The 21209-nt window shown below is 71.1% G+C and carries 19 protein-coding genes; 9 read left to right on the top strand and 10 right to left on the bottom strand.

What is annotated here, in order from left to right:
- The first annotated feature begins 248 nt into the window (after window positions 1-248).
- Complete coding sequence (locus ACFSCV_RS02660) at window positions 249-1427, top strand: vWA domain-containing protein (protein WP_378796719.1); 1179 nt, start codon at window positions 249-251, stop codon at window positions 1425-1427.
- A 13-nt stretch (window positions 1428-1440) separates the two neighbouring features.
- Here ACFSCV_RS02660 and ACFSCV_RS02655 read toward each other — a convergent pair whose 3' ends face one another.
- Window positions 1441-1761, bottom strand: a complete 321-nt coding sequence (locus ACFSCV_RS02655) for a 2Fe-2S iron-sulfur cluster-binding protein (protein ID WP_378796717.1) — start codon at window positions 1759-1761, stop codon at window positions 1441-1443.
- A 166-nt stretch (window positions 1762-1927) separates the two neighbouring features.
- Entirely contained in the window at window positions 1928-2305 is a 378-nt protein-coding gene (locus ACFSCV_RS02650) for an Hpt domain-containing protein (RefSeq protein WP_378796715.1), read from the bottom strand.
- A gap of 210 nt (window positions 2306-2515) precedes the next feature.
- On the opposite strand from ACFSCV_RS02650, the gene ACFSCV_RS02645 reads away from it, so the two are divergent.
- Genes ACFSCV_RS02645 through ACFSCV_RS02635 form a run of 3 tightly spaced genes read left to right on the top strand, consistent with a single transcriptional unit; the run spans window position 2516 to window position 5743 of the window.
- Window positions 2516-3232, top strand: a complete 717-nt coding sequence (locus tag ACFSCV_RS02645) for a SixA phosphatase family protein (protein ID WP_378796713.1) — start codon at window positions 2516-2518, stop codon at window positions 3230-3232.
- A complete protein-coding gene (locus ACFSCV_RS02640; RefSeq protein WP_378796711.1) occupies window positions 3232-4704 on the top strand; it encodes a YcjX family GTP-binding protein in 1473 nt (490 codons plus the stop codon). Before ACFSCV_RS02645 ends, ACFSCV_RS02640 begins: the two co-directional genes overlap by 1 nt.
- Before the next feature lie 10 nt (window positions 4705-4714).
- Window positions 4715-5743: a YcjF family protein gene (locus ACFSCV_RS02635; protein WP_378796709.1), complete on the top strand. Its 1029-nt coding sequence runs from the start codon at window positions 4715-4717 to the stop codon at window positions 5741-5743.
- 159 nt (window positions 5744-5902) lie between these two features.
- On the opposite strand, the gene aroC is transcribed toward ACFSCV_RS02635, so the two are convergent.
- Window positions 5903-6988, bottom strand: coding sequence for a chorismate synthase (aroC, locus tag ACFSCV_RS02630; RefSeq protein ID WP_378796707.1), 1086 nt, complete (start codon window positions 6986-6988; stop codon window positions 5903-5905).
- Between the two features lie 122 nt (window positions 6989-7110).
- Here aroC and ACFSCV_RS02625 point away from each other — a divergent pair, with 122 nt between their 5' ends.
- The gene (locus ACFSCV_RS02625) at window positions 7111-7647 is read left to right on the top strand and encodes a 3'-5' exonuclease (protein ID WP_378796705.1); all 537 of its coding nucleotides are present in this window, start codon (window positions 7111-7113) and stop codon (window positions 7645-7647) included.
- Between the two features lie 25 nt (window positions 7648-7672).
- On the opposite strand, the gene cobM is transcribed toward ACFSCV_RS02625, so the two are convergent.
- From cobM to ACFSCV_RS02610, 3 genes are all read right to left on the bottom strand, one after another.
- Entirely contained in the window at window positions 7673-8431 is a 759-nt protein-coding gene (gene cobM, locus ACFSCV_RS02620; RefSeq protein WP_378796703.1) for a precorrin-4 C(11)-methyltransferase, read from the bottom strand.
- Window positions 8428-9654, bottom strand: a complete 1227-nt coding sequence (gene cbiE, locus ACFSCV_RS02615; protein WP_378796701.1) for a precorrin-6y C5,15-methyltransferase (decarboxylating) subunit CbiE — start codon at window positions 9652-9654, stop codon at window positions 8428-8430. The genes cobM and cbiE overlap by 4 nt, the downstream gene beginning before the upstream one ends.
- 86 nt (window positions 9655-9740) lie before the next feature.
- Entirely contained in the window at window positions 9741-10493 is a 753-nt protein-coding gene (locus ACFSCV_RS02610) for a cobalt-precorrin-6A reductase (RefSeq protein WP_378796699.1), read from the bottom strand.
- A gap of 158 nt (window positions 10494-10651) precedes the next feature.
- Between ACFSCV_RS02610 and cobA the strand changes: the two genes are divergently transcribed.
- Together cobA and ACFSCV_RS02600 are read left to right on the top strand one after the other, a co-directional pair.
- Window positions 10652-11434 carry a uroporphyrinogen-III C-methyltransferase gene (cobA, locus tag ACFSCV_RS02605; protein WP_378796698.1) on the top strand — a complete coding sequence of 261 codons (783 nt, stop codon included), beginning with the start codon at window positions 10652-10654 and terminating at the stop codon, window positions 11432-11434.
- Window positions 11431-12732 (top strand): cobyrinate a,c-diamide synthase, encoded by a 1302-nt coding sequence (locus ACFSCV_RS02600; RefSeq protein ID WP_378796696.1) that lies wholly within the window; start codon window positions 11431-11433, stop codon window positions 12730-12732. The genes cobA and ACFSCV_RS02600 overlap by 4 nt, the downstream gene beginning before the upstream one ends.
- 3 nt (window positions 12733-12735) lie before the next feature.
- Here ACFSCV_RS02600 and ACFSCV_RS02595 read toward each other — a convergent pair whose 3' ends face one another.
- Window positions 12736-13161, bottom strand: coding sequence for a DUF1636 family protein (locus tag ACFSCV_RS02595; RefSeq protein ID WP_378796694.1), 426 nt, complete (start codon window positions 13159-13161; stop codon window positions 12736-12738).
- A 101-nt stretch (window positions 13162-13262) separates the two neighbouring features.
- Between ACFSCV_RS02595 and cobD the strand changes: the two genes are divergently transcribed.
- Window positions 13263-14249, top strand: a complete 987-nt coding sequence (gene cobD / locus ACFSCV_RS02590; protein ID WP_378796692.1) for a threonine-phosphate decarboxylase CobD — start codon at window positions 13263-13265, stop codon at window positions 14247-14249.
- A 3-nt stretch (window positions 14250-14252) separates the two neighbouring features.
- Window positions 14253-15224, top strand: coding sequence for an adenosylcobinamide-phosphate synthase CbiB (cbiB, locus tag ACFSCV_RS02585; RefSeq protein ID WP_378796690.1), 972 nt, complete (start codon window positions 14253-14255; stop codon window positions 15222-15224).
- A gap of 11 nt (window positions 15225-15235) precedes the next feature.
- On the opposite strand, the gene ACFSCV_RS02580 is transcribed toward cbiB, so the two are convergent.
- From ACFSCV_RS02580 to cobN, 3 genes are read right to left on the bottom strand one after another with little or no spacing between them, the layout of a single operon-like run.
- Window positions 15236-16705 (bottom strand): cobyric acid synthase, encoded by a 1470-nt coding sequence (locus ACFSCV_RS02580; protein WP_378796688.1) that lies wholly within the window; start codon window positions 16703-16705, stop codon window positions 15236-15238.
- 16 nt (window positions 16706-16721) lie between these two features.
- Window positions 16722-17324, bottom strand: coding sequence for a cob(I)yrinic acid a,c-diamide adenosyltransferase (cobO, locus tag ACFSCV_RS02575; RefSeq protein WP_378796686.1), 603 nt, complete (start codon window positions 17322-17324; stop codon window positions 16722-16724).
- The gene (gene cobN / locus ACFSCV_RS02570; protein WP_378796684.1) at window positions 17321-21187 is read right to left on the bottom strand and encodes a cobaltochelatase subunit CobN; all 3867 of its coding nucleotides are present in this window, start codon (window positions 21185-21187) and stop codon (window positions 17321-17323) included. Before cobN ends, cobO begins: the two co-directional genes overlap by 4 nt.
- Window positions 21188-21209 lie beyond the last annotated feature (22 nt).

Below are 21209 nucleotides of genomic sequence, written 5' to 3'. Positions count from 1 at the left end.
CGGCCCTCTGCGGCGCTCGGCCCGCAAACACGACGCGGGCCCGACCATTCGGCTGCCTTGGTCCCCCTCCAGCGTGGCGGCGCGCCGCGCCGGACGGGGGTTAGTCCTCGGCCATTCAAATGCTACCGATGATCGATGGCCTAGAGAACAGTGGAATCCGACCGTTGGCAAACGTCGTTAACGCCTTGTTCACCATACTTAACCGTCTCTCTCGATTCTTGGTTAACGTCCGCGCGGGCTGAGGCGGCATGTTTCTCCGGTTTTTCGACGCCCTCCGCTCCGCCGGCGTGCCGGTCTCGCTCCGGGAGCACCTCGCGTTTCTCGCGGCGCTGGACCGGAATCTCGCCGGCCGCGACGTCGAGGCGCTGCACGCCCTGGCCCGCGCCTGCCTCGTCAAGGACGAGCGCCATTTCGACCGCTTCGACCGCGCCTTCGCGGAGGTTTTCGCCGGCGCCGACAGCCTCGCGACCGCGCTCGCGGAGGGCGCCATCGATCCGGAATGGCTGCGGAAACGCGTCGAGCGCGGCCTCTCCGAGGAGGAGAAGGCGGCGATCGAGGCGCTCGGCGGGCTGGATAAGCTCCTGGAAACGCTAAGGGAACGTCTCGCCGAACAGAAGGGCCGGCACGAGGGCGGCAACAAGTGGATCGGCACGGCCGGTACCTCGCCCTTCGGCGCCTACGGCTACAATCCCGAAGGCGTGCGCATCGGCCAGGACGGAAACCGCAGCTTCCGCGCCGCCAAAGTGTGGGACAAGCGCGAGTTCCGCGATCTGGATGATCAGGCCGAGCTCGGCACGCGCGCGATCAAGGTCGCGCTGCGCCGCCTGCGCCGCTTCGCCCGCTCCGGCGCCGCGGACGAGCTCGATCTCGACGGCACCGTCGGCGCCACGGCGCGTCAGGGCTGGCTCGACGTGCAGCTCCGTCCCGAGCGGCGCAACGCGGTGAAGGTGGTGCTGCTGCTCGACGTCGGCGGCTCGATGGACGGTCACGTCCGGATCTGCGAGGAGCTGTTCTCGGCGGCCCGCGCCGAGTTTAAGCGCCTCGACCACTTGTACTTCCACAACTGCGTCTACGAGCATCTCTGGAAGGACAACCGCCGCCGGCGGACGGAGACGACGCCGACCTTCGATCTGCTGCGCGGGTTCCCGCCGGACTGTCGGATCGTGATTGTCGGCGACGCGTCGATGAGCCCTTACGAGATCCTGTCGCCCGGCGGCTCGGTGGAGCACATGAACCGCGAGGCCGGGCGGGTATGGCTTCAGCGTCTCGCGGACCGTTTCCAGAAGATCGCCTGGATCAATCCGCTGCCGTCGGCGCAATGGGAGTGGACGCCGTCGATCGGCATGGTGCGCGAACTCGTCGGCGGCCGGATGTATCCGCTCAATCTGGAGGGTCTCGAGGGCGCCATGAGGGCGCTGGCGCGCTGAGCGCGTCGCGCCGTCAGCCCTGACGTTCGGGCGTCGTCACCACGAGGCCGTCGAGCTCGGCCGTGATCTTGATCTGGCAGGAGAGGCGGCTGTTGGGGCGGACGTCGTAGGCGAAGTCGAGCATGTCCTCCTCCATCGGAGCAGGGCCGCCGACCTTTTCGGTCCAGGCCTCGTCCACATAGACGTGGCAGGTCGCGCAGGCGCAGGCGCCGCCGCAGTCCGCGTCAATGCCGGGGACGTCGTTCACGACCGCGGCCTCCATGACGGACTGCCCGTCGCGGCCGTCGACCGTGCGGCTTTCGCCGGAATGCTCGATGAAGGTGATCTTCGCCATGAACCGCCGCGCAAGGTCGGGGAGCGGGGGTCGCCGATGCGCGGCCGCTCCCGTGAGGCGGGCTGTTTAGAGCGTTTCGCAAAGCGGCGCCAGTGCGCGCGGCGCCGCGGCGTCCGTCAGGGCTGATCCCGAAACCTTCGTCCCCCTTGCGGGAGGACGGCGGTTTTCAGCGATCGAGGCCGAAGCGCAGCTCGATGGCGGAGGTGGCTTCCGCGATCGACTCGGCGACCTCGGCCAGCGCCTTTCCGGTCGGCTCGCCGGCGTTCGCCGCGCGCTCAAGCTCCTCAGCCGCGAGGGCGACGCGGTTCGCGCCGATGCCGCGGGCGGAGCCCTTCAGCGTGTGCGCGATCTGCGAACGCTCGGCCGGGTTGGTCAGCGCCTCGAAGCGGAAGAGCAGGATCCGCGCCTGGCGACGGAAGAGTTCGAGCACTTCGCGCTCGAGGGTCCGGTCGCCGAGGGTCTGGCGGGCGAGGTGGGCGACATCGATCGCCTGAGCGAGCGAAGCGCCCGCGCGTTGTTCGTACTGTTCCATGATGCTCGACATGATGACTTCTACTCCACTCCCGCCGATACGCTGCGAGATGCGTCTTCATAACGCTCCGTCGGTGTCTAAACTTGGGCGCCGGCGGAGCGCTGGTGAATGGCTCTGAAGGTTTCCCTTCCGAGTGGCCTTTAAGCCACGTTCGGGAGTCTGGCGGGGGCCCTTTGAACTCGATCCGAACGCGGCGTTCATCCGCCATTCACCGTAGGGTTTATGAAAGAGCCGGTTGGGTTACCGGGCGGTGAATCGCGGTGGTTGCGTCCACAGGCTTTCGGGAGCCGGGGACAACAGGACGCGCGCGCACGCCGCGTCCGCTGCTTGGCCGCCAAAGCCTTGGCAAACGTCCGGCGGTCCCCCACCTCCCCGTCGCCGCGGGCGCGCCGCGGTCGAATGTTCTGGAGACCCATGCGCCGCCTCATTCTGTTCCGCCACGCGAAGTCCGACTGGTCCTCGGCGGTCGACGATCATGATCGGGGACTGGCCCCGCGAGGCCGTAGGGCCGCTGGGCCTATGGGGGCCTGGCTGGCCGGAAGAGGCTTTCGGCCGGACCTTGTGGTGTGCTCCACCGCGCTGCGGGCCGCTCGGACCTGGAACCTCGCCAAGGCGGCGTTCACGCCGGCGCCTGCGACAGAACTGACGGACGAGATTTACGAGGCGGGCGACCGGGCGCTGCTCGAGGTGGTTCGCCGTACGCCGCAGGAGGTGCAGACGCTCATGCTCGTAGGGCACAATCCCGGACTGGCGGACCTCACGGAGCGGCTCGCCGGCTCGGGCGATCCGGAAGCGCGGCGGGCGTTGTCCGTCAAGTTCCCCACCGCCGCGATCGCCGTGCTCGACGTGCCGTTCGACTCCTGGGACGCGGTGGCGCCGGGTTCGGCGCGCCTGGACCGGTTCGTCACGCCCAAGATTCTCGGCCTCGACGTCGACTGATGTTCGACCAACTGGCTCACGAGGCGAGGATCGCGGCGCGCAGCCTGATCGACGCGGCGGCGAGCACGCTCGACCCGACGATCAGACTCGGCGTCACGGGGCTTTCGCGCGCCGGCAAGACGGTGTTCATCACCGCGCTGGTGCAGGCGCTCACCCATGGCGGGCGCCTGCCGGCGTTCAGGGCCTATGCGCAGGGGCGGATCGCCGGCGCGCATCTCGCTCCCCAGCCGGATGACGCCGTTCCACGTTTCGAGGTCGAATCGCATCTCGCCGCCTTGACCGGAGCCGATCGTCACTGGCCGCAGTCGACGCGGAGGATTTCCGAACTTCGCGTGGTCGTCGATTTCGAGAGCCGGTCCGGCTTTCTCAGCCGGCAAAAGCCCGGACGCCGCCTGACGCTGGACATCGTCGATTATCCCGGCGAATGGCTGCTTGATCTCGCGCTTCTCGGGCAGGATTTCCGGACATGGTCGGAGCGCACGCTCGCCTCGGCGGAAGGCGCGACCCGCGCGCCGCTCGCCGCCGACTGGCGCGCCCATCTCGCGACGCTCGATCCCGCGGCGCCTGAGGACGAGGCCGCCGCGAGGCGCTCGGCCGAGCTGTTCCGCCACTATCTTCTCGCGGGCCGCGCCGAACGGGTGGCGCTTTCGACGCTTCCGCCCGGCCGCTTCCTGATGCCGGGCGACCTCGACGGCAGTCCGGCCCTGACGTTCGCGCCGCTCGCCTTGCCGGCGGACGGCGAGGCCCCGTCGGGCTCGCTGTGGGCGATGATGGAGCGGCGCTACGAATCCTACCGGAACCACGTGGTGAAGCCGTTCTTCCGCGACCACTTCGCCCGTCTCGATCGGCAGGTCGTGCTGGTCGACGCGCTCGCCGCGCTGAACGCCGGTCCCGAAGCCGTGGCCGATCTGGAAACCGCGCTGACCGACGTGCTGGAGGCCTTTCGGCACGGGCGTAACTCCTGGCTCACTAGCCTGTTCCGACCCAAGATCGACCGGCTGATGTTCGCGGCGACCAAGGCCGACCACCTGCACCACACCAGCCACGACCGGCTGGAGGCGATCCTGCGGCGGCTCGTCGGCCGCGCTCTGGAGCGGGCGGAGTTTGGCGGCGCGGCCGTCGACGTCGTCGCGCTGGCCTCCGTGCGCGCGACCCGCGAGGCGAGCGCGAAGCAGGGCCGTGAGGAGTTGCCGGTCATCGTCGGGGTGCCGGAGGCGGGCGAGGCTTCGAACGGCCAGGTGTTCGACGGTCGTGAGGAAATCGCGGTGTTTCCGGGCGATCTCCCCGAAGACCCGGAGGTCGCCTTGCGCGCCGGCGGCTACCGCGGCCGGGCGGTCAGCGAGGACGCCGGCGACATCCGCTTCGTGAAGTTCAGGCCGCCGCGGCTTTCCCCCGAACGCGGCGTCGTGCACCTGCCGCACATCCGTCTCGACCGCACGCTCGAGTTCCTCATCGGCGACGCGCTGGTGTGAGGAGAAACCGATGACCGATCAGGGACCTTCGCGCCGGCCCGCCGCCTTCCGCCTGAACGATCCCGGCGTCGTGCTGGCGGCCCCCGACGAGACCGTCGCCACGAGCGGCGGCGTGGTGCTGACGTCGCAACCCGACGCGTTCGAGGACGCCGGCGAGCCTGCGGCCGTGCCGCCCGCAAAGAGCCGGCGCGGCGTATCGTTCGGGGGGCTGTTCTGGAGCGCTCTCGGCGCGCTGGCGAGCCTTGCGCTCGGCCTTTGGGCGACCCGCGTCGTCGAGGACCTGTTCGCCCGCTCGGACTGGCTCGGATGGCTTGCGCTGGCGCTCGCCGGCGTGGCCGCCTTCGCGGGCCTCGCGATCGTCCTTCGCGAGGCGGCCGCGCTGATGCGGCTGGCGCGAATCGAGGATTTGCGCGCCGAAGCGGAGGCAGCGCACCTCAGCGACGACGCCAAGGCGGCGCGCAAGGTGGTCGACGAGGTCGTCGCGATCTACGCCGCCCGCCCTGAGACGGCGCGCGCGCGGGCCGCGCTCGCGTCCCACCGGGACGAGATCATCGACGGCTCCGACCGTTTGAAGATCGCCGAGCGCGAGCTCATGACGGAGCTCGACGCGCAGGCGACGAGCGCCATCGCGGGAGCCGCCAAGCGCGTCTCGGTCGTGACCGCGATTTCGCCGCGCGCGCTGGTGGATGTGGCGGTGGTGCTAGTGGAGGCCATGCGACTGATCCGCCGGGTCGGCGCGATCTACGGCGGACGTCCCGGTGCGCTCGGCTTTCTGAAGCTCGCGCGCCACGTCGGCGCGCATCTCGCGGTCACAGGCGGCATGGGGGTTGGCGACGGCCTGCTGGAGCAGGTGCTGGGCCACGGGCTCGCGGCGAAGCTTTCGACGCGGCTCGGCGAAGGCGTGCTGAACGGGCTGCTGACGGCGCGCGTGGGTCTCGCCGCTATGGCGGTCTGTCGGCCGCTGCCGTTCGTCGACCGCAAGCCGCCGACGGTCCGCGAGGTCGCGGGAAACCTGTTCGAAGGCCGTCCCCGCGCCTGACCTCAAAAAGCCGCCGGCGCGGGGACTGCTTCCGCGCCGGCGGTTCTCAAGTTGGAACGTCGTCGCATTCGCTCGGCGACGTTGTGCGGCCCTATACGACATTCCGTTCGCGTTAGATTTAACGAGAACGCGAAGAACCGGTGAAAACGGGAGCGACTTTTAGCCGTTCTGCCCACGGTGCCTGAGCACGTGGTCGGCCAGCACGCAGGCCAGCATGGCTTCGGCCACCGGCACGGCGCGGATGCCGACGCAGGGGTCGTGCCGGCCCTTGGTCGAGACGTCGACCTCCGCGCCTTCCGTGTCGATCGAACGGCGCGGCGTCAGGATCGACGACGTCGGCTTCACCGCGAAACGCGCGACGATGGGCTGGCTCGTCGAGATGCCGCCGAGAATTCCGCCGGCGTTGTTCGACAGGAACGTCGGCTTCCCGTCCGGTCCTGCGCGCATCTCGTCGGCGTTGGCCTCTCCTGTCAGGCGCGCGGCGGCGAAGCCGGCTCCGATCTCGACGCCCTTGACCGCGTTGATGCTCATCAGCGCAGCGGCGATGTCGGAGTCGAGCTTGCCGTAGATCGGCGCGCCGAGCCCGGCGGGCGCGCCCTGCGCCTCGACCTCGATGACGGCGCCGATCGAGGAGCCTGCTTTCCTGAGACCGTCGAGGTAGGCTTCCATTTCCTTCGCCGCGACGGGATCCGGGCAGAAGAACGGGTTGCGGTCGACCTCCTCCCAGTCCCAGCGGGCGCGGTCGATCTCGATCTCGCCCATGGCCACCAGCGCCGCGCGGATCGTCACCTCAGGGATGACAAGCTGCGCGATCGCTCCTGCGGCCACCCGCATCGCCGTCTCGCGCGCCGAGGACCGGCCACCGCCGCGGTGGTCGCGGACGCCGTATTTGAGATCGTATGTCAGATCGGCGTGGCCCGGACGGTAGCTGCGGGCGATGTTGGAATAGTCCTTGGAGCGCTGGTCGACGTTGCGGATCAGCAGGCCGATCGGCGTGCCGGTCGTCGTCAATCGCCCGCCTTCGTCCTCCAGCACGCCCGAAAGAATCTCGACCTCGTCCGGCTCGCGGCGCTGGGTGGTGAAGCGCGACTGGCCGGGCCGCCGGCGGTCGAGCGCCGCCTGAACGTCGTCTCGCGTGAAGGTCAGGCGGGGCGGGCAGCCGTCCACCACCGCGCCGATGGCGGGGCCGTGGCTTTCGCCGAAGGTGGTGACGCGGAAGAGATGGCCGAAGGTGTTGTGCGACATGGGCGAGGCTATGCCACGGCCGCCTTTTGGGGAAAAGGAGGGTGGCGCGCTTGTTTCCGTTTGCGTAGGAGGTGACGCTTAGGGCTAACGTCTTGTGAATGCCGGAATCCAGACAGGAAGATATGTCGACGCCACTCGAACGCATCGCCGCCGGCGAAACGCCTTATGTCTTCTTCGATCTGGAGACCACCGGCCTGACGCCGAAGCGCGACCGCGTCATCGAGATCGCCGCGCTCCGTTTCGACCGCGCGACGGGCGAGCTCGCGAGCTTCCAGAGCCTGATGAAGCCCGACCGCGCCATCCCCGCCTTCGTGCGCGCCATGACCGGCCTCGACGACGCCGCCTTCGCCGACGCGCCGGAGCCGAAGGACGCGCTGGAGCGCTTTTTCGCCTTCGTGGGCGACGCTCCGCTGGTCGCCTACAATATCCCTTTCGACCACGCCTTCCTGATGGCGGAGGCCGAGCGTGCGGGCCTCGCCGCGCCCTCGACGACTGTCTGCGCGATGCGTTTCGCCCAGACGCGGGTGAAGGATGTGCCGAACCATCGTCTCGAGACGGTCGCGAAAGCGCTCGACTGTCCGCGTCCGCGCGCCCGCCGCGCGATGGAGGACTGCCTGACGGGCCTCACGGTTTTCGAGAAGACGCTCGCGCTGGGCTGATCAAAACGGCTGGCCGGGAGACTGGTTATGTCTCCCGCTTGAGATGGCGCGGCCGCCCGGCCTCGTAGAGCGCGCTGGCGCGATCGCCGGGGCCGTCGAGCGCCCGGCCCACCAGCACCAGCGCCGTCCGCTCCACGCCGTGCGGCGCGGCCTTCTCCACGATGTCGCCCAGCGTGCCGCGGACGATGAGCTCGTCGGGCCATGTCGCGCGCGCCACCAAGGCCACAGGGCAGTCCGCGCCATAGAGCGGCGTCAGCTCGGCCGCGATTCGCGGCAACTGGCGCGCGGCGAGGTGCAGCGCGAGCGTGCCGCGCGACGCCGCGACGGCCTCGATCGTCTCATGCTCCGGCATGGCGGACGCTCGACCCGACAGCCGTGACAGGATGATGGTCTGCGCCACCTCGGGCGCTGTGAGTTCGACGCCGAGCCGGGCTGCCGCTGCGGCGAAGGCCGGCACGCCGGGCACGATCTCGTAGGGGACGCCGCGCGCGGCGAGCGCCGCGAACTGCTCCGCGGTCGCCCCGTAGATCGACGGATCGCCGGAATGCACGCGCGCGACGTCGAGACCGCCCGCATGCGCGGCCTCGAATTCGGCGACGATCGCGTCCAGATCGAGCGGCGCGGTGTCGACCACACGTGCGCCTTCCGGCGCATGCGCGACCAGCGCCTTCGGCACCAGCGAGCCGGCGTAGAGGCAGACCGGGCAGCGGGCGATCAGGTCGCGCCCGCGCACGGTGATGAGGTCAGGATCGCCCGGCCCGGCGCCGATGAAATAGACCGTCATCGCGGCTTCACCGCGGCGAACTGGGTGACGGGCATCGCAGGACGCCAGCCGGTCATCCGGCCGACCGCGTCGGCGTTCGCGATCTGAAGCCGGGTGAGGTCGCCCCCCAAGGACGCCCGCGCCGCGACGAGCCGCGCCTCCGTTTCAAGCGTCACCGCGTTCGCCACCAGCCGGCCGCCGGGCTTCAGGGCCGCCCAGCAGATCTCGACGACCCGCTCCGCCGTCGCGCCGCCGCCGAGGAAGATCGCGTCCGGACGGGGCAGGCCGGCGAGGCCCCCTGGAGCGCGCGCCTCGCGCACGTCGAGCGTCGGAACGCCGAGCCTCGCGGCGTTGCCGCGCGCCCGGTCAGCGCGATCGGCCCGCGGCTCCAGCGCGATCGCGCGGGCGCGGGGCGCGGCGCGCATCCATTCGATGCCGATCGAGCCCGAGCCGGCGCCGACGTCCCAGAGCAGCGCGCCGGGCGTCGGCGCGAGTCGGGCGAGGGTGAGCGCGCGGATTTCGCGGCGGGTGATCTGGCCGTCGTTCTCGAACGCGTCGTCGGGAAGGCCCGGCGCGCGCGACAGCAGCGGCGCCTCGGGGCCGGCGACGAGCTCGATCGCCACCGTGTTCAGATCATCGAACACGCGCTCGCCCATGTCCTGCGCCGTCGTCATGTGGGCCTGCGCCTGCGGTCCGCCCAGTCGCTCGAGCACCGTCAGGCGGCTGCCGCCATATCCGTGCGCGACCAGCAGGTGGGCGGCGGCGGCGGGCGTGCGTCCGTCCGCCGAGAACAGGATCACGCGCTCGCCGTCGAACAGTTCCGCGGCGAGCGCCTCGACCGGACGACCGCAGGCGGTGACCAGCCGGACGTCGGCGATCGGCCATAGCATCGCGGCGCAGGCGAGCTGGAACGAGGAGACGGCCGGCAGGACCGTCATCTCCTCGCGGTCCACGCGCCCGAGCAGGGTGGAGGCGACTCCGTAGAGCAGTGGATCGCCGCTCGCCAACACCACGGTCGCTTCGCCGCGCCAGCCCATGATCACGTCCAGAAACGGCAGCATCGGCGAAGGCCAGGCGCGCCGTTCCGCGCGCGGCGAGGCCGACGCCGGCAAGAGCGAAAGGTGCCGCTCTCCACCGACCACATGGGCCGCGGCCACGAGCGCAGCCAAGGCCGCGGCGGAAAGTTCGCCGTCCTCGCCGACGCCGACGACGGTGAGCCAGGGAGAGGAGGGGCGGGCCGCCATGGGTTCCGATCGTCGCTGTGGGACGGGCGAATGCTTCGCGCGTTCCGCCGTCGCGGCGCAACCGGAATCGGGTCGTAACCCTGCGATCAAAGCCCAATCCTTGCCGCAGCCCATCCGACGGCGGCCTCCGGCGTCGCGAAGGTCAATCCTTCGGGGCGGGGCGGGCGGCGCACCATGATAACCGGCAGGCCGCGTTCGCGGGCAACGGTCAGCTTCGCCTCCGCCGCCGCGCCGCCGCTGTTCTTCGCGACCACCGAACCGACGATGCGCGTCTCGAACAGGGCGCGCTCGGATTCGAGGCTGAAGGGGCCACGGTCGAGCAGGATTTCAGCCCGAGGATGGGGAAAAGGCGCCGCAAGCGGATCGATCATCCGGAGAAGCAGGACGAGGTCCGTCCGCGCGGTGAACGGCATGAGCTCCTGACGTCCGACCGTGACCAGACAGGGACCTGGCGTGGCCGGGATCATGGCCGCGGCCTCACTCACGTCCGCGGCCTCGCGCCAGTCGTCGCCGGCGACCGCAGCCCACGCGGGGCGCTCCACATGCGCCAACGGCACGCCGGCCGCCCGGCAGGCCTCCGCCGCGTTCGCCTTCATGCGGGCGGCGAACGGATGCGTGGCGTCGATCGCGACGGCGATCTTCTCGGCCTCGAGATAGGCGGCCAGCCCATCCGGGCCGCCGAACCCGCCGACTCGGACATGTCCGGCCGGCGCGCGACGTCGTTCTGTGCGGCCAGCGAAGGAGGTGACCACATCCGCGCCGAGGGCCACGAGCCGTTCGGCGACGGCGAAGCCTTCCGTCGAGCCTCCGAGCACCAGCGCGCGTGGCGGACGGGTCACGCTTCCGGCCTTGCAAAGGGCGTCAGCCGAAACGACGACGGCTCACAGGATTGTGCGGCGCAAAGGGAACCGCCATGGTCCCGCGCATGTCGTCGCCTTTCGATCATCGTCCGCCGTCGTCCCTGCCGATCGCGTTCAGTTCCGCTCTCGCCGCCGGAATGCCGCCCTTCGCGCCGGGGATGGTCTGGCTCGCCGGCGCCGGGCCGGGTGATCCGACTCTCGTGACGCTGCAGGCGGCATGGGGGCTGGCGCAGGCCGATGTCGTCTTCTTCGACGCTCTCGTCAACGACGGCGTGCTGTCCTACGCCCGCGCCGACGCCGAACGCGTCTTCGTCGGCAAGCGTGCGGGCTGCCCCAGCCCGAAGCAGGCGGAGATCACCGCGCGCCTGATCGAGGCCGCCCGCGCCGGCAAGCGGGTGCTTCGCCTGAAGGGCGGCGATCCCTATGTCTTCGGACGCGGGGCCGAAGAAGCGCAGGGACTTGTCGCGGCCGGCGTGCCGTTCCGGGTCGCGCCCGGCGTGACCGCAGGCGTCGGCGGGCTCGCCGCGGCCGGCATCCCCGTCACTCATCGCGACGTCAACCAGGCCGTGACGTTCCTCACCGCGCATGACGCGTCCGGGTCGCTGTCGGCGCGGCTCGATTGGGACGCGCTGTCCGCGGGCGCGCCGGTGCTCGTGGTCTATATGGGCTTCCGCCTGATGGACGTGATCGCGGCCCGCCTGCTTGGCGCCGGCCGTCCGCGCGACGAGCCGGCGGCGGTCGTGTCGCAGGCGACGACGCCGCGCCAGAAGGTGGTGCAGACCACGCTCGGACGGCTCGTCGATCGCGCCGACGTGGAGGATCTCGAGCCGCCGGTGCTGATCGTCATCGGCGGGGTCGCGGCGCTCGCGCCGGTTCTGGGGCTGGCGGCTTCGGTCGGGCAGGGCGCGGCCGCCGGATGACCAAGGGCTTCGTCGTCGCGGCGCCGGCGAGCGGCTCGGGCAAGACGCTCGTCACGCTCGGGCTGCTGCGGGCGTTCCGGGACAGGGGGCTCGCCGTCGGATCGGCCAAGATCGGGCCGGATTACATCGATCCGCGCTTTCACGCCGCGGCCGCGGGGCGGCCCTGCGTGAACCTCGACGGCTGGGCGATGCGGCGGGACCGCATCCTGGCGCTCGCCGCCGGCGCGTGCGAAGGCGCGGAGCTTCTTGTCGTCGAGGGCGTCATGGGCCTGTTCGACCGCGCCGCCGAGCCCGGAGTCGAAGGACGAGGGGGGACGGCGGAGGTCGCGGCGACGCTCGGCCTGCCGGTCGTTCTCGTGGTGGACGCGGCCGGCTCGGCCCAGTCGGTGGGCGCGCTCGCCAACGGTTTTCGGCGGAGGGGGACCGGCGTCGAGGTGGCCGGTGTCATCCTCAACCGTATTGCGAGCGCCCGGCACGAAGCCCTTGTGCGGGAAGGGTGCGCGGAGGCGGAGATCGCCGTGCTCGGGGCCGTTCCGCGTCGCGCGGACATCGCCACGCCGTCTCGCCATCTGGGGCTCGTGCAGGCGGAGGAGGCCGACGACCTGGAGGGGCTGCTCGCCCGCGCCGGGGCCCTGATCGCGCGCCATGTGGACCTGGACGCGCTGCAGGCGCTGGCGCGTCCGCCTGAGCGCGCCGGCTCGCACGCGGGGCCGTCGCCGGTCCCGCCGCTCGGCGTCCGCATCGCGCTCGCCGACGACGTCGCCTTCCGCTTCGCCTATCCGCATCTCCTCGACGCCTGGCGCGCGGGCGGAGCGGAGATCGTCCCGTTCTCTCCGCTCGCCGATCAGGCGCCCGATCCGCTCGCCGACGCGGTCTATCTGCCCGGGGGCTATCCCGAGTTGCACGCGGGCCGGCTGGCGGCGTCGGAGGCGTTCCGCGACGGCATGCGGGACGCCGCCGACCGGGGCGCCGCGATCTATGGCGAGTGCGGGGGCTACATGACGCTCGGCGATGGCCTCGTGGACGCGGATGGACGCCGCCACGCCATGCTAGGCCTCCTGCCGCTCGAAACCTCGTTCGCGGCCCGACGGCTCCATCTCGGCTACCGTCTTGCGAGGCTGGAGGCGTCCTCCCCCCTCGGCGCGGCCGGCGCAGTCTATCGCGCGCATGAGTTCCACTACGCGTCGGTCGTAACGGAGCGCGGCGATCCCCTGTTCAGGCTGAAGGACGGCGCCGCCTGCGGCCTTCGCCGTGGAGACGTCTTCGGCTCGTTCCTGCACGTCATCGACGGCGGCTGACGCTTAGCTCGCCTCTTCGGGAGTTGTCGCGGCGGAGGGCTGCTCGACCAGCGGATGAGGCGTTCCGTGGGGCGGCAGCCGGGCGATGGTATTCTTACGGATGCGCTCTGGGCGCGCACGCCAGGGCGGGATCCCGTCCGCGCTTGCGGCGTGGGCTTCGGCGAAGGCGACGAGATCGCTCGCGTCGTCCGGGGTCAGGCCGCCGATGACATAGCTGAACTTTCCGCGGCCCGAAACGGTCGCCGAGCAAGCGCGCGTGCAGGCGGAAAGACAGGCGATCTCATAGACTTGAACCGATCTGGCCACGTTCGATTCGGCGACCTTCGCGACTGTCGCCCGGCTGAGCGCGGCGCCCGGCGGATCGGGCTGCTCGTCGCCGGCCGGACGACACGTGCGACAGATCGTGATGGTGACGGCAGGGTTGTTCATCACTGTTCTTGATAAAATGTGCGCCGCAGCAGGCCTATCGGTCGCGTTGACGCGTATGCAAAATTGCCCAACGTCTGGGCAGAGAAACGGAGAAACGGCGCATGCGGCATGGTGGGGACCTGGCGAACGCCGAGGCGGAATATGGCCGCCCGGCGAAGGGTTGGCTCGACCTTTCGACAGGCGTCAATCCTTACCCCTATCCGCTTGCCGCGTTTTCGGAAACGAGCCTGACCCGGCTGCCCCAGAAGGCGGACGTCGAGGAGCTGCTCGTCACGGCGCGCCAGGCCTATGGCTGGGCGCAGGACGTGCCGGTCGTGGCTGGACCGGGCTCCCAGTCGATGATCCAGCTGCTGCCCTATCTGCGGTACCGCAAGAAGGTCGCGGTGATCGGGCCTACCTACGCCGAGCACGCCTACGTCTGGGCCCGCGCCGGACACGAGGTGCGCGAGGTGCGGGCGGCGCGCGACGTTGGCGAGGCGGACGTCGTGGTGGTGGTCAATCCCAACAACCCCACCGGCCGGCTGTCGTCGCCGAAGGGGCTGGCGCGGCTGGCCTCGGAACTCGCGCCGCGAGAAGGCTTGCTGGTCATCGACGAGGCCTTCGCCGACGTGGCGCCGGACATCGCCTATGGCGGGCGCCTGAACGGAAGCGGCGTCGTCGTGCTGCGCTCCTTCGGCAAGTTTTTCGGTCTGCCCGGCATACGGCTCGGATTCGCGGCGGGAGACGAGGAGATGATCAGCGAGATCGCCGCCGAGCTCGGGCCGTGGCCGGTGTCCGGGCCTGCGATCGAGGCCGGGCGCGCGGCGCTCGCCGATATGGCGTGGATATCGAGCATGCGGCTGAGGCTCTCGGTCGAGGCGCTCAAGCTGGACGAGGCGCTGACCGATGCGGGTTTCGCGATCATCGGCGGCACCGACCTGTTCCGCACCGCGCGCCATGACCGCGCATCCGAGATCCACGCAGCGCTCGCCCGGCAGGGCGTGTGGACGCGCGCCTTCGAGGAGCACGCCGACCAGATCCGCGTCGGTCTTCCCGGCGGCGAGGAGGCGTTCGCTCGGCTGACGGCGGCCCTGCGCGAGGCGGTCTGAGCCTTGGATCTGGCGCACAACGCCGGCGTGATCCTGATCGCGCTCGCGATCGACGCTGTCATCGGCGATCCCGACGCCGTATGGCGGCGCTTCGCACACCCCGTCGCGCTCATCGGCCGGGCCATCGGCTGGGCAGACGCGCGCTTCAACCGTCTTGAGCTTGACGAAAGGGTGCGTCGACGACGCGGCGTCTGGACGCTGGCGGTCCTCGTCGTCGCCGCCTTCGCCGTGGGACTGGCCTTCGTCTGGACGCTGCGCGGGTTGCCTTACGGCATGCTGATCGAGGGCGCGATCGCCAGCGTGTTTCTCGCCCAGAAGAGCCTGCACCAGCATGTGGCCGCCGTTCTGACGGCGTGGCGCGCAGGGGGGCTGGACGCGGCGCGGGCGGCGGTGTCCCTGATCGTGGGGCGCGACCCCAAGCGGCTCGACGAAGCCGGCGTCGCCCGCGCGGCGATCGAATCCTGCGCCGAAAACTTCGCCGACGGCGTGGTGGCCCCCGTGGTCTGGGGCGTGGCGCTCGGTCTGCCCGGCCTGATCGCCTACAAGGCCATCAACACCGCCGACAGCATGATCGGGCACAAGTCCGAGCGGCACCGGGCCTTCGGCTGGGCCTCCGCCCGGTTCGACGACTGGGTGAATCTCGCGCCCGCGCGGCTTTCGGGCGCGCTGATCGTCGCGGCCTCCCTGCTCACGGGGCGTCCGTGGCTGGACGCCTGGCGGGCCATGCTGCGGGACGCGCCGCGTCACGCCTCGCCCAACGCCGGCTGGCCGGAAGCCGCCATGGGCGGGGCGCTCGGCCTCGCGCTCGCCGGGCCCCGGGTCTATTCGGGCGTGACGGTGGACGACCCCTACATGAACGCGGGCGGGGGGGCGGCGCGGATGGAGGACATCTCCCGCGCGCTCAGTCTGTTCCGCGCCGCCTGCCTGCTGGGCGCGGTCGCAGTCGCCGCTGTATGGATGCTGTTCGCCTCCTGAAGGCCGGCGCGTCAGACGCCCGCGCGGGCGATCGCCAGCATGCGCTCCACGTCGAGATGCGCCGCTAGATGGTCGGCGAGGGCGTCGAGCGTGGCGTCCACCGTCGCCTCGTAGCGGAAGCCGGCGTCGGCCGCGCCGAAACCGCCAAGGAATGCGCGGCGGAAGCCATCCGCCGCGAACACTCCGTGGAGATAGGCGCCGACGACGCGGCCGTCCGGCGACGCGGCGCCTTCCGGCCGACCCTCCACCACGAACGGCGCGCGGGCCGTGTCCGGCCCGTCCGTGCGGCCCATGTGGATCTCGTAGGCCTCCACCGGCTCGCCGCTTGCGCGGTGCGCTCCCGACACCCGGGCGAGGCGCTTCTGCGCGCCCAGCACGGTCTCCACGTCGAGCAGGCCAAGGCCCTCAGCCTGCGCGGGCGGGCCTTCAACGCCGTCCGGATCCGAGATGACGCGGCCGAGCATCTGGTATCCGCCGCACAGGCCCAGCACCCGCCCGCCGCGACGCGCATGGGCGCGGATGTCCGCGTCCCACCCGAAGTCGCGCAAGGCGGCGAGGTCCGCAATGGTGGCCTTGGAGCCGGGGATCAGCACCAGATCGGTCTCCGGCGGCAGCGGCGCGCCATGCTGAAGCAGCGTGAGCGAGACCGAAGGCTCGAGCCGGAGCGGATCGAGATCGTCGAAATTGGCGATGCGCGGCAGCACGGGAACGGCGATCCGCACCACGCCGTCGCGTTGGCCGGCGCGGGAGGCGAGGTCTTCGGAATCCTCCGCCGGCAGCTTGGCCGCGTCCGCGAACCATGGCGCGACGCCAAGCGAAGGCCAGCCTGTGCGGTCGGAGATGATGCGCAGGCCTTCATCGAACAGGCGAGGATCGCCACGGAAGCGATTGATCACAAAGGCCTTGATCAGGCGGTTGTCATCGTCCGACAACAGCGTTTTCGTCCCCACCAAGGTCGCGATCACGCCGCCGCGGTCGATGTCGCCGATCAGCGCCACGGGAACCCGCGCGGCGTTCGCAAAACCCATATTGGCGATGTCGCCGGCGCGCAGGTTCGCCTCCGCCGCGCTGCCGGCGCCTTCCACCAGCACCAGGTCGGCCCCCGCCGACACGCGCGCGAAACTGTCCAGCACCGCCGGCATCAGCTCGGGCTTCAGCTTCCAGTAGGCTTGGCCGCGATAGGAGCCGAGCCGCTTGCCCTGCACCACCACTTGCGAGCCGGTTTCGCTCTCCGGCTTCAGCAGCACTGGGTTCATGTGGACGGAGGGTTCCAGCCCGCAGGCGCGGGCCTGTAACGCCTGCGCCCGGCCGATCTCGCCGCCGTCGGCGGTGACGGCGGCGTTGTTCGACATGTTCTGCGGCTTGAAAGGCGCGACCTTCAGCCCCCGCCGCGCGAACAGCCGGCAAAGCCCCGCCACGATCAGCGACTTGCCGACGTTGGAGCCGGTGCCTTGGAACATGAGCGCGGGAACGGGCGGCATGGGTATCGTCCGCGGCTCAGAACTCGATGCCCGCCTGCGCCTTCACGCCGTCGCGGAACGGGTGCTTCACCTGGGTCATTTCGGTGACGAGGTCAGCCTGTTCGATCAGCTCGTCCTTGGCGTTGCGGCCGGTGACGACGACGTGGGTCCCCTCCGGCCGGGCGGCGATGGCCGACAGCACCTCGGCGAGGTCGAGATAGTCGTAGCGCAGCACGATGTTGAGCTCGTCGAGGATCACTAGCTTGACCTCGGGATCGGCGATGAAGCGCTTCGACATGTCCCAGGCCTCGCGGGCGGCGCGGATGTCGCGCTCCCGATCCTGCGTCTCCCAGGTGAAGCCCTCGCCCATGGCGTGGACCTCCACCTGATCGGGGAACTTGCGCAGCAGGTCGCGCTCGCCGCTTTCCCACGGGCCCTTGATGAACTGCACCACGCCCACCTTCTGCCCGTGGGCGATGGCGCGCATGGCCATGCCGAAGGCGGCGGTGGATTTGCCCTTGCCCTTGCCGGTGTGGACGATCAACAGGCCCTTCTCCACCTGACGCTCGGAGACGATCTTGTCCTGATGCTCCTTGCGCTTCTTCATCTTCTCCGCATGGCGGGCGGCGTCTTCGGTCATGGGATCGGCTCCGTCGTCAGGCTCAGAAGGTGGTTGTGAGCGCTGTTGCGCGTGGGGCGCCAGAAGCCCCGGCGCTCGGCGTCGAGGAAGGCGCGCGCCATGGCGGCGAGCGCGGCCGGGTTCGCCTCCGCGATGAAGCCTCTGGTGGCCTCGTCGGCGACATAAGCGTCGTAGAGCGCGTCGAATTGGTGGCTGCCGACCGTATCGGTGGTGGCGGCGAAGCCCGAAAGATTGGTCACCGTCGCCAGCATCTCGGCCGCGCCCTTGTGGCCGTGCTCGCGCATGGCGGCGATCCATTTGGGGTTCGTCGCGCGGGCGCGCATCACCAGCGCGATCTCGTCCTTCAGGGTGCGGACGACCGGCGTCGCCATGCGCGAGCTGTCGAGGTGATAAAGCGCGGGGGCCGAACCCCTGAGCGCTTCGATCGCGGCCGAAAGGCCGCCGGCGAACTCGTGCACGTCGTCCGAATCGAGCAGGTCGAATTCGCGCGCGTCCTGGCTCTGCACCACGCCGTCCACGTCGCGGGCCATGGCCTCCAGCGCGGCGCGGTCCGGCGCGCCCTCCACGCCTTGCGCATAGGCGAAGCCGCTTGCGGCGAGATAGGCGCGGCCGAGATCTTCGCGGGTCTCCCACGCGCCCTGATCCAGCAACGGCGCAAGCCCGGTACCATAGGCGCCGGGCCGTGCGCCGAACACGCTGTGGCCGGCGCGACCGGCGTCCGTCTCCGCCTTCAGCCGCGCCGCGACGGGGTTCGACTCTTCGTCCTCGGGCAAGGCGCCCACGAGGCGCACCGCCTCGTCGATCAGGTCGATCTGGAACGGGAAGGCGTCGCGGAAGAAGCCGGAGATGCGGAACAGCACGTCCACCCGCGGGCGCTTCAGTTCGGCAAGCGTCAAAGGGACCAGCCCCACGACCCGCGATGAGCCCGCCTCCCACTGCGGCGCGACGCCGAGCAGCGCGAGCGCCTGAGCGATGTCGTCGCCGCCGGTGCGCATGTTGGCGGTGCCCCAGGCGGAGAGCGCCAGCCGCTTCGGCCATTCGCCGTGGTCCTGATAGTGCCGGCGGCACAAGGTGTCGGCCGCAGCGCGGCCCAGCCGCCACGCGGCCTCCGTGGGGGCCGAGCGCGGATCGAGCGCGAAGAAGTTGCGGCCCGTGGGCAGCGCGTCGAGCCGGGCGCGGGTCGGCGCGCCGGAGGGGCCGGGCGCCACGAAGCGGCCGTCCAGCGCGCGCAGCAGTCCGTCGATCTCGGCCGCGCCTGAGACGTCGACGCGGGGCGCGACGACGGTCGCGAGTTCCTGGAGGACGGCGCGCGATCCCTCCCCTGGGACAGGGGAGGGTGGCCCGGCGAAGCCGGGCCGGGTGGGGAGGGCGTCGGGACGGCGCTCTACGCCCGCGGCCCCGCCCGACGCCGCCTGCTGCGGCGCCACCCTCCTCACGCCTTCGGCGTGAGGAGGGATCCCCGCGCTCGCCTCTACCAGCCTTAGCGCCAGAAGCTCCAGCCGCTCCAGCGTGTCGCCGGCGGTGCGCCACGGGTCGGTCGAGACCTCGACCAACGCGGCGGGGCGCGGGCCGTCCCAGCGCGCGGCGAGGTCGGCGCTGAGCGGGTCGAATCCGTCGAGCCCAAGATCGACGGCCAGCGCCCGCGTCAGCGAGGCGTCTTCGGGTCGTGGGCCGCGAGGCGCCCGCACCAGAGCCGCCAGCAGCTCCGATCGCTTCGCGCCCACAGGCGAGCGGCCGAACACGTGCAGCCCGTTGCGGACTTGCAGCTCCTTCACCTCGCACAGGAAGGCGTCGAGCTTGGTCAGGGCGTCGTCGGGATCGTCGGCGATGGAGAAGCCGCAGTCGCGGTCGAGCCCGAGGCTCGCGGCGCGGGCGAGGATCTCCTTCCCCAGCGTCGCCGCCCGGCGCGGGTCCAGCCCCTGCGCCTCGGCGTACTCGTCCACCAGCGTCTCCACCTCGCGCAAACCCGCGGTCCCTTCCGCGCGGGCGAGCGGCGGTGTCAGGTGGTCGACGATGACGGCCGAGGCTCGGCGCTTGGCGGCGGCGCCCTCGCCGGGATCGTTGACGATGAAGGGGTAGACATGGGGCAGGGGGCCGAGCGCCACCTCCGGCCCGCAGGCCGCCGACAGCGCCAGCGCCTTGCCCGGCAGCCATTCCAGGTTGCCGTGCTTGCCCACATGCACGACCGCCTGAACGCCGAAGGTCTCCCTGAGCCAGACGTAGAACGCCAGATGCCCGTGGGGCGGCGGCAGGTCGGGATCGTGATGCGCGGCCTTGGGGTCGAGATCGAAGCCTCGCGACGGCTGCACGCCGAGCATGATGTTTCCGTAAGCCCGCATCGCCAGCCGGAAGCCGCCCGCCTGCGCGTCGAAGCTCGGATCGGCCTCGGGCGCGCCCCAGCGCGCGATGATCTTCTCACGCGCGGCGGCGGGCAGGGCGGCGAGAAAGCGGGAGTAGGCGGCGAGGGGGAGAAGCTCGACGTCTCCGTCGCGCACCTCTCCCCGGCCGGGAGAGGTCGACGCGGCGTCCGGCGCGATCGAGGCCTGTAGCGCCGCGGTCATCTCGGCCACCACCGCCGCGCCGCTGTCCGGCGCGCCGTCGGCCGCGTAACCCGCGTCCCGCAACGCGCCGAGCAGGACGGCGGCGCTTTCGGGCGTGTCCAGGCCGACGCCGTTGGCGAGGCGGGCGGTTCCGGTCGGGTAATTGGCGAGAATCAGCGCCACCTTGCGCTTCTCCCGCGGCGTCGCCCGCAAGGCGGCCCAGTTGGCGGCGAGATCGGCCACGAAGGCGACGCGGTCCTCCGCCGCCTCGAAGGCCACGATCTCGGTCTCGGTGGCGGGATCGAACCGGCCGGCGGTCTTGAAGCCGATGGCGCGGGTGAAGATGCGGCCGTCGATCTCCGGCAACGCGACCGTCATGGCGAGGTCGCGCGCGCCCAGCCCCCGAGGCGAGGCCTCCCACGTCGGCCGGTCCATGCCGGCGAGCGCGACCTGCAGCACGGCTGTGTCGGCGGAATCGAGCGGCGAGCCCGCCCAGGCCGCGCCCGGCTTCGACACTGCGAAGGCGGTGGCGTTCAGCACCACCACGGGCCGCGCCGCGGCGAAAGTCTCGCGCACGAAGGCGGCGGCCGCGGCTTCTTTCAACGATGATACGAAGATCGGCAGCGGGCCGAGTCCGCGCGCGGCGAGCGCTTCAACCAGCGCGTCGATGGCCGCCACGTCTCCGGCCTGATACTGCGCGCGATAGAACACGATCGGCGCCGCATCGGCGCTCTCCGGCCAGCAGGCGCGGACGGCGTCAAGATCGGGCGCGGCGAGGCCGGGATAGTAGAGCCCGGCCGGGGGCGTTGGGATCGGCGCGGCGTCCGCAGGCGCTCCGTCGAGCCAGCGGGCGCAGGTCTGGAGCGCGGCGGCCAGATTGTCCGGACCGCCTTCCGACAGCAGGCGCCACAGCGTCTCCGCCTCGGCGGGCGGCACGGTGGAGCGCGCGATCAGCTCCGGATCGGCGTTGTGGCAGCCGGGCATGACCGCGAGCTTCACGCCATGACGCTTCGCCACCCGCACGGTTTCGTCGACGCCATAGGGCCAGTAGGCCGCGCCGCCCAGCAGCCGCAGCACCACGAGCTTCGAGCGGGCGATCGTCTTCTCCAGAAACAGGTCGACCGACATGTTGTGGCGCAGCTTCAGAAGGCTCGCCAGACGGAGCGTCGGCCCAGTTCCGCCCAGCGCCGCATGGGCGCGGGCGAGGCCTGCGATCTCCGTGTCGGCGGCGGACACGATCACCACGTCGGCCGGCGACAGGTCGAGATCGACCGCCTCCGTTCCGTCGCCGATCGGCTGTCCCTGGGCCTTCAGGAGATGCATTCGGTCACCTTCGCCGAAGCGG

It is taken from the genome of Methylopila henanensis (assembly GCF_042681025.1).
Taxonomy (GTDB): domain Bacteria; phylum Pseudomonadota; class Alphaproteobacteria; order Rhizobiales; family Methylopilaceae; genus Methylopila; species Methylopila henanensis.
This window is presented reverse-complemented; position numbering and strand designations above follow the sequence as displayed.

Excerpts from the sequence above, each read along its gene's own strand:
- ACFSCV_RS02660 (WP_378796719.1), top strand. The coding sequence starts at position 249 with ATGTTTCTCCGGTTTTTCGACGCCCTCCGCTCCGCCGGCGTGCCGGTC.
- ACFSCV_RS02600 (WP_378796696.1), top strand. The coding sequence starts at position 11,431 with ATGACCAAGGGCTTCGTCGTCGCGGCGCCGGCGAGCGGCTCGGGCAAG.
- ACFSCV_RS02640 (WP_378796711.1), top strand. The coding sequence starts at position 3,232 with ATGTTCGACCAACTGGCTCACGAGGCGAGGATCGCGGCGCGCAGCCTG.
- cbiE (WP_378796701.1), bottom strand. The coding sequence starts at position 9,654 with ATGGCGGCCCGCCCCTCCTCTCCCTGGCTCACCGTCGTCGGCGTCGGC.
- cobM (WP_378796703.1), bottom strand. The coding sequence starts at position 8,431 with ATGACGGTCTATTTCATCGGCGCCGGGCCGGGCGATCCTGACCTCATC.
- cobA (WP_378796698.1), top strand. The coding sequence starts at position 10,652 with ATGCCGCCCTTCGCGCCGGGGATGGTCTGGCTCGCCGGCGCCGGGCCG.
- cobD (WP_378796692.1), top strand. The coding sequence starts at position 13,263 with ATGCGGCATGGTGGGGACCTGGCGAACGCCGAGGCGGAATATGGCCGC.
- ACFSCV_RS02595 (WP_378796694.1), bottom strand. The coding sequence starts at position 13,161 with ATGAACAACCCTGCCGTCACCATCACGATCTGTCGCACGTGTCGTCCG.
- aroC (WP_378796707.1), bottom strand. The coding sequence starts at position 6,988 with ATGTCGCACAACACCTTCGGCCATCTCTTCCGCGTCACCACCTTCGGC.
- ACFSCV_RS02635 (WP_378796709.1), top strand. The coding sequence starts at position 4,715 with ATGACCGATCAGGGACCTTCGCGCCGGCCCGCCGCCTTCCGCCTGAAC.
- cobN (WP_378796684.1), bottom strand. The coding sequence starts at position 21,187 with ATGCATCTCCTGAAGGCCCAGGGACAGCCGATCGGCGACGGAACGGAG.
- cobO (WP_378796686.1), bottom strand. The coding sequence starts at position 17,324 with ATGACCGAAGACGCCGCCCGCCATGCGGAGAAGATGAAGAAGCGCAAG.
- ACFSCV_RS02625 (WP_378796705.1), top strand. The coding sequence starts at position 7,111 with ATGTCGACGCCACTCGAACGCATCGCCGCCGGCGAAACGCCTTATGTC.
- ACFSCV_RS02580 (WP_378796688.1), bottom strand. The coding sequence starts at position 16,705 with ATGCCGCCCGTTCCCGCGCTCATGTTCCAAGGCACCGGCTCCAACGTC.
- ACFSCV_RS02655 (WP_378796717.1), bottom strand. The coding sequence starts at position 1,761 with ATGGCGAAGATCACCTTCATCGAGCATTCCGGCGAAAGCCGCACGGTC.
- ACFSCV_RS02650 (WP_378796715.1), bottom strand. The coding sequence starts at position 2,305 with ATGTCGAGCATCATGGAACAGTACGAACAACGCGCGGGCGCTTCGCTC.
- ACFSCV_RS02645 (WP_378796713.1), top strand. The coding sequence starts at position 2,516 with ATGAAAGAGCCGGTTGGGTTACCGGGCGGTGAATCGCGGTGGTTGCGT.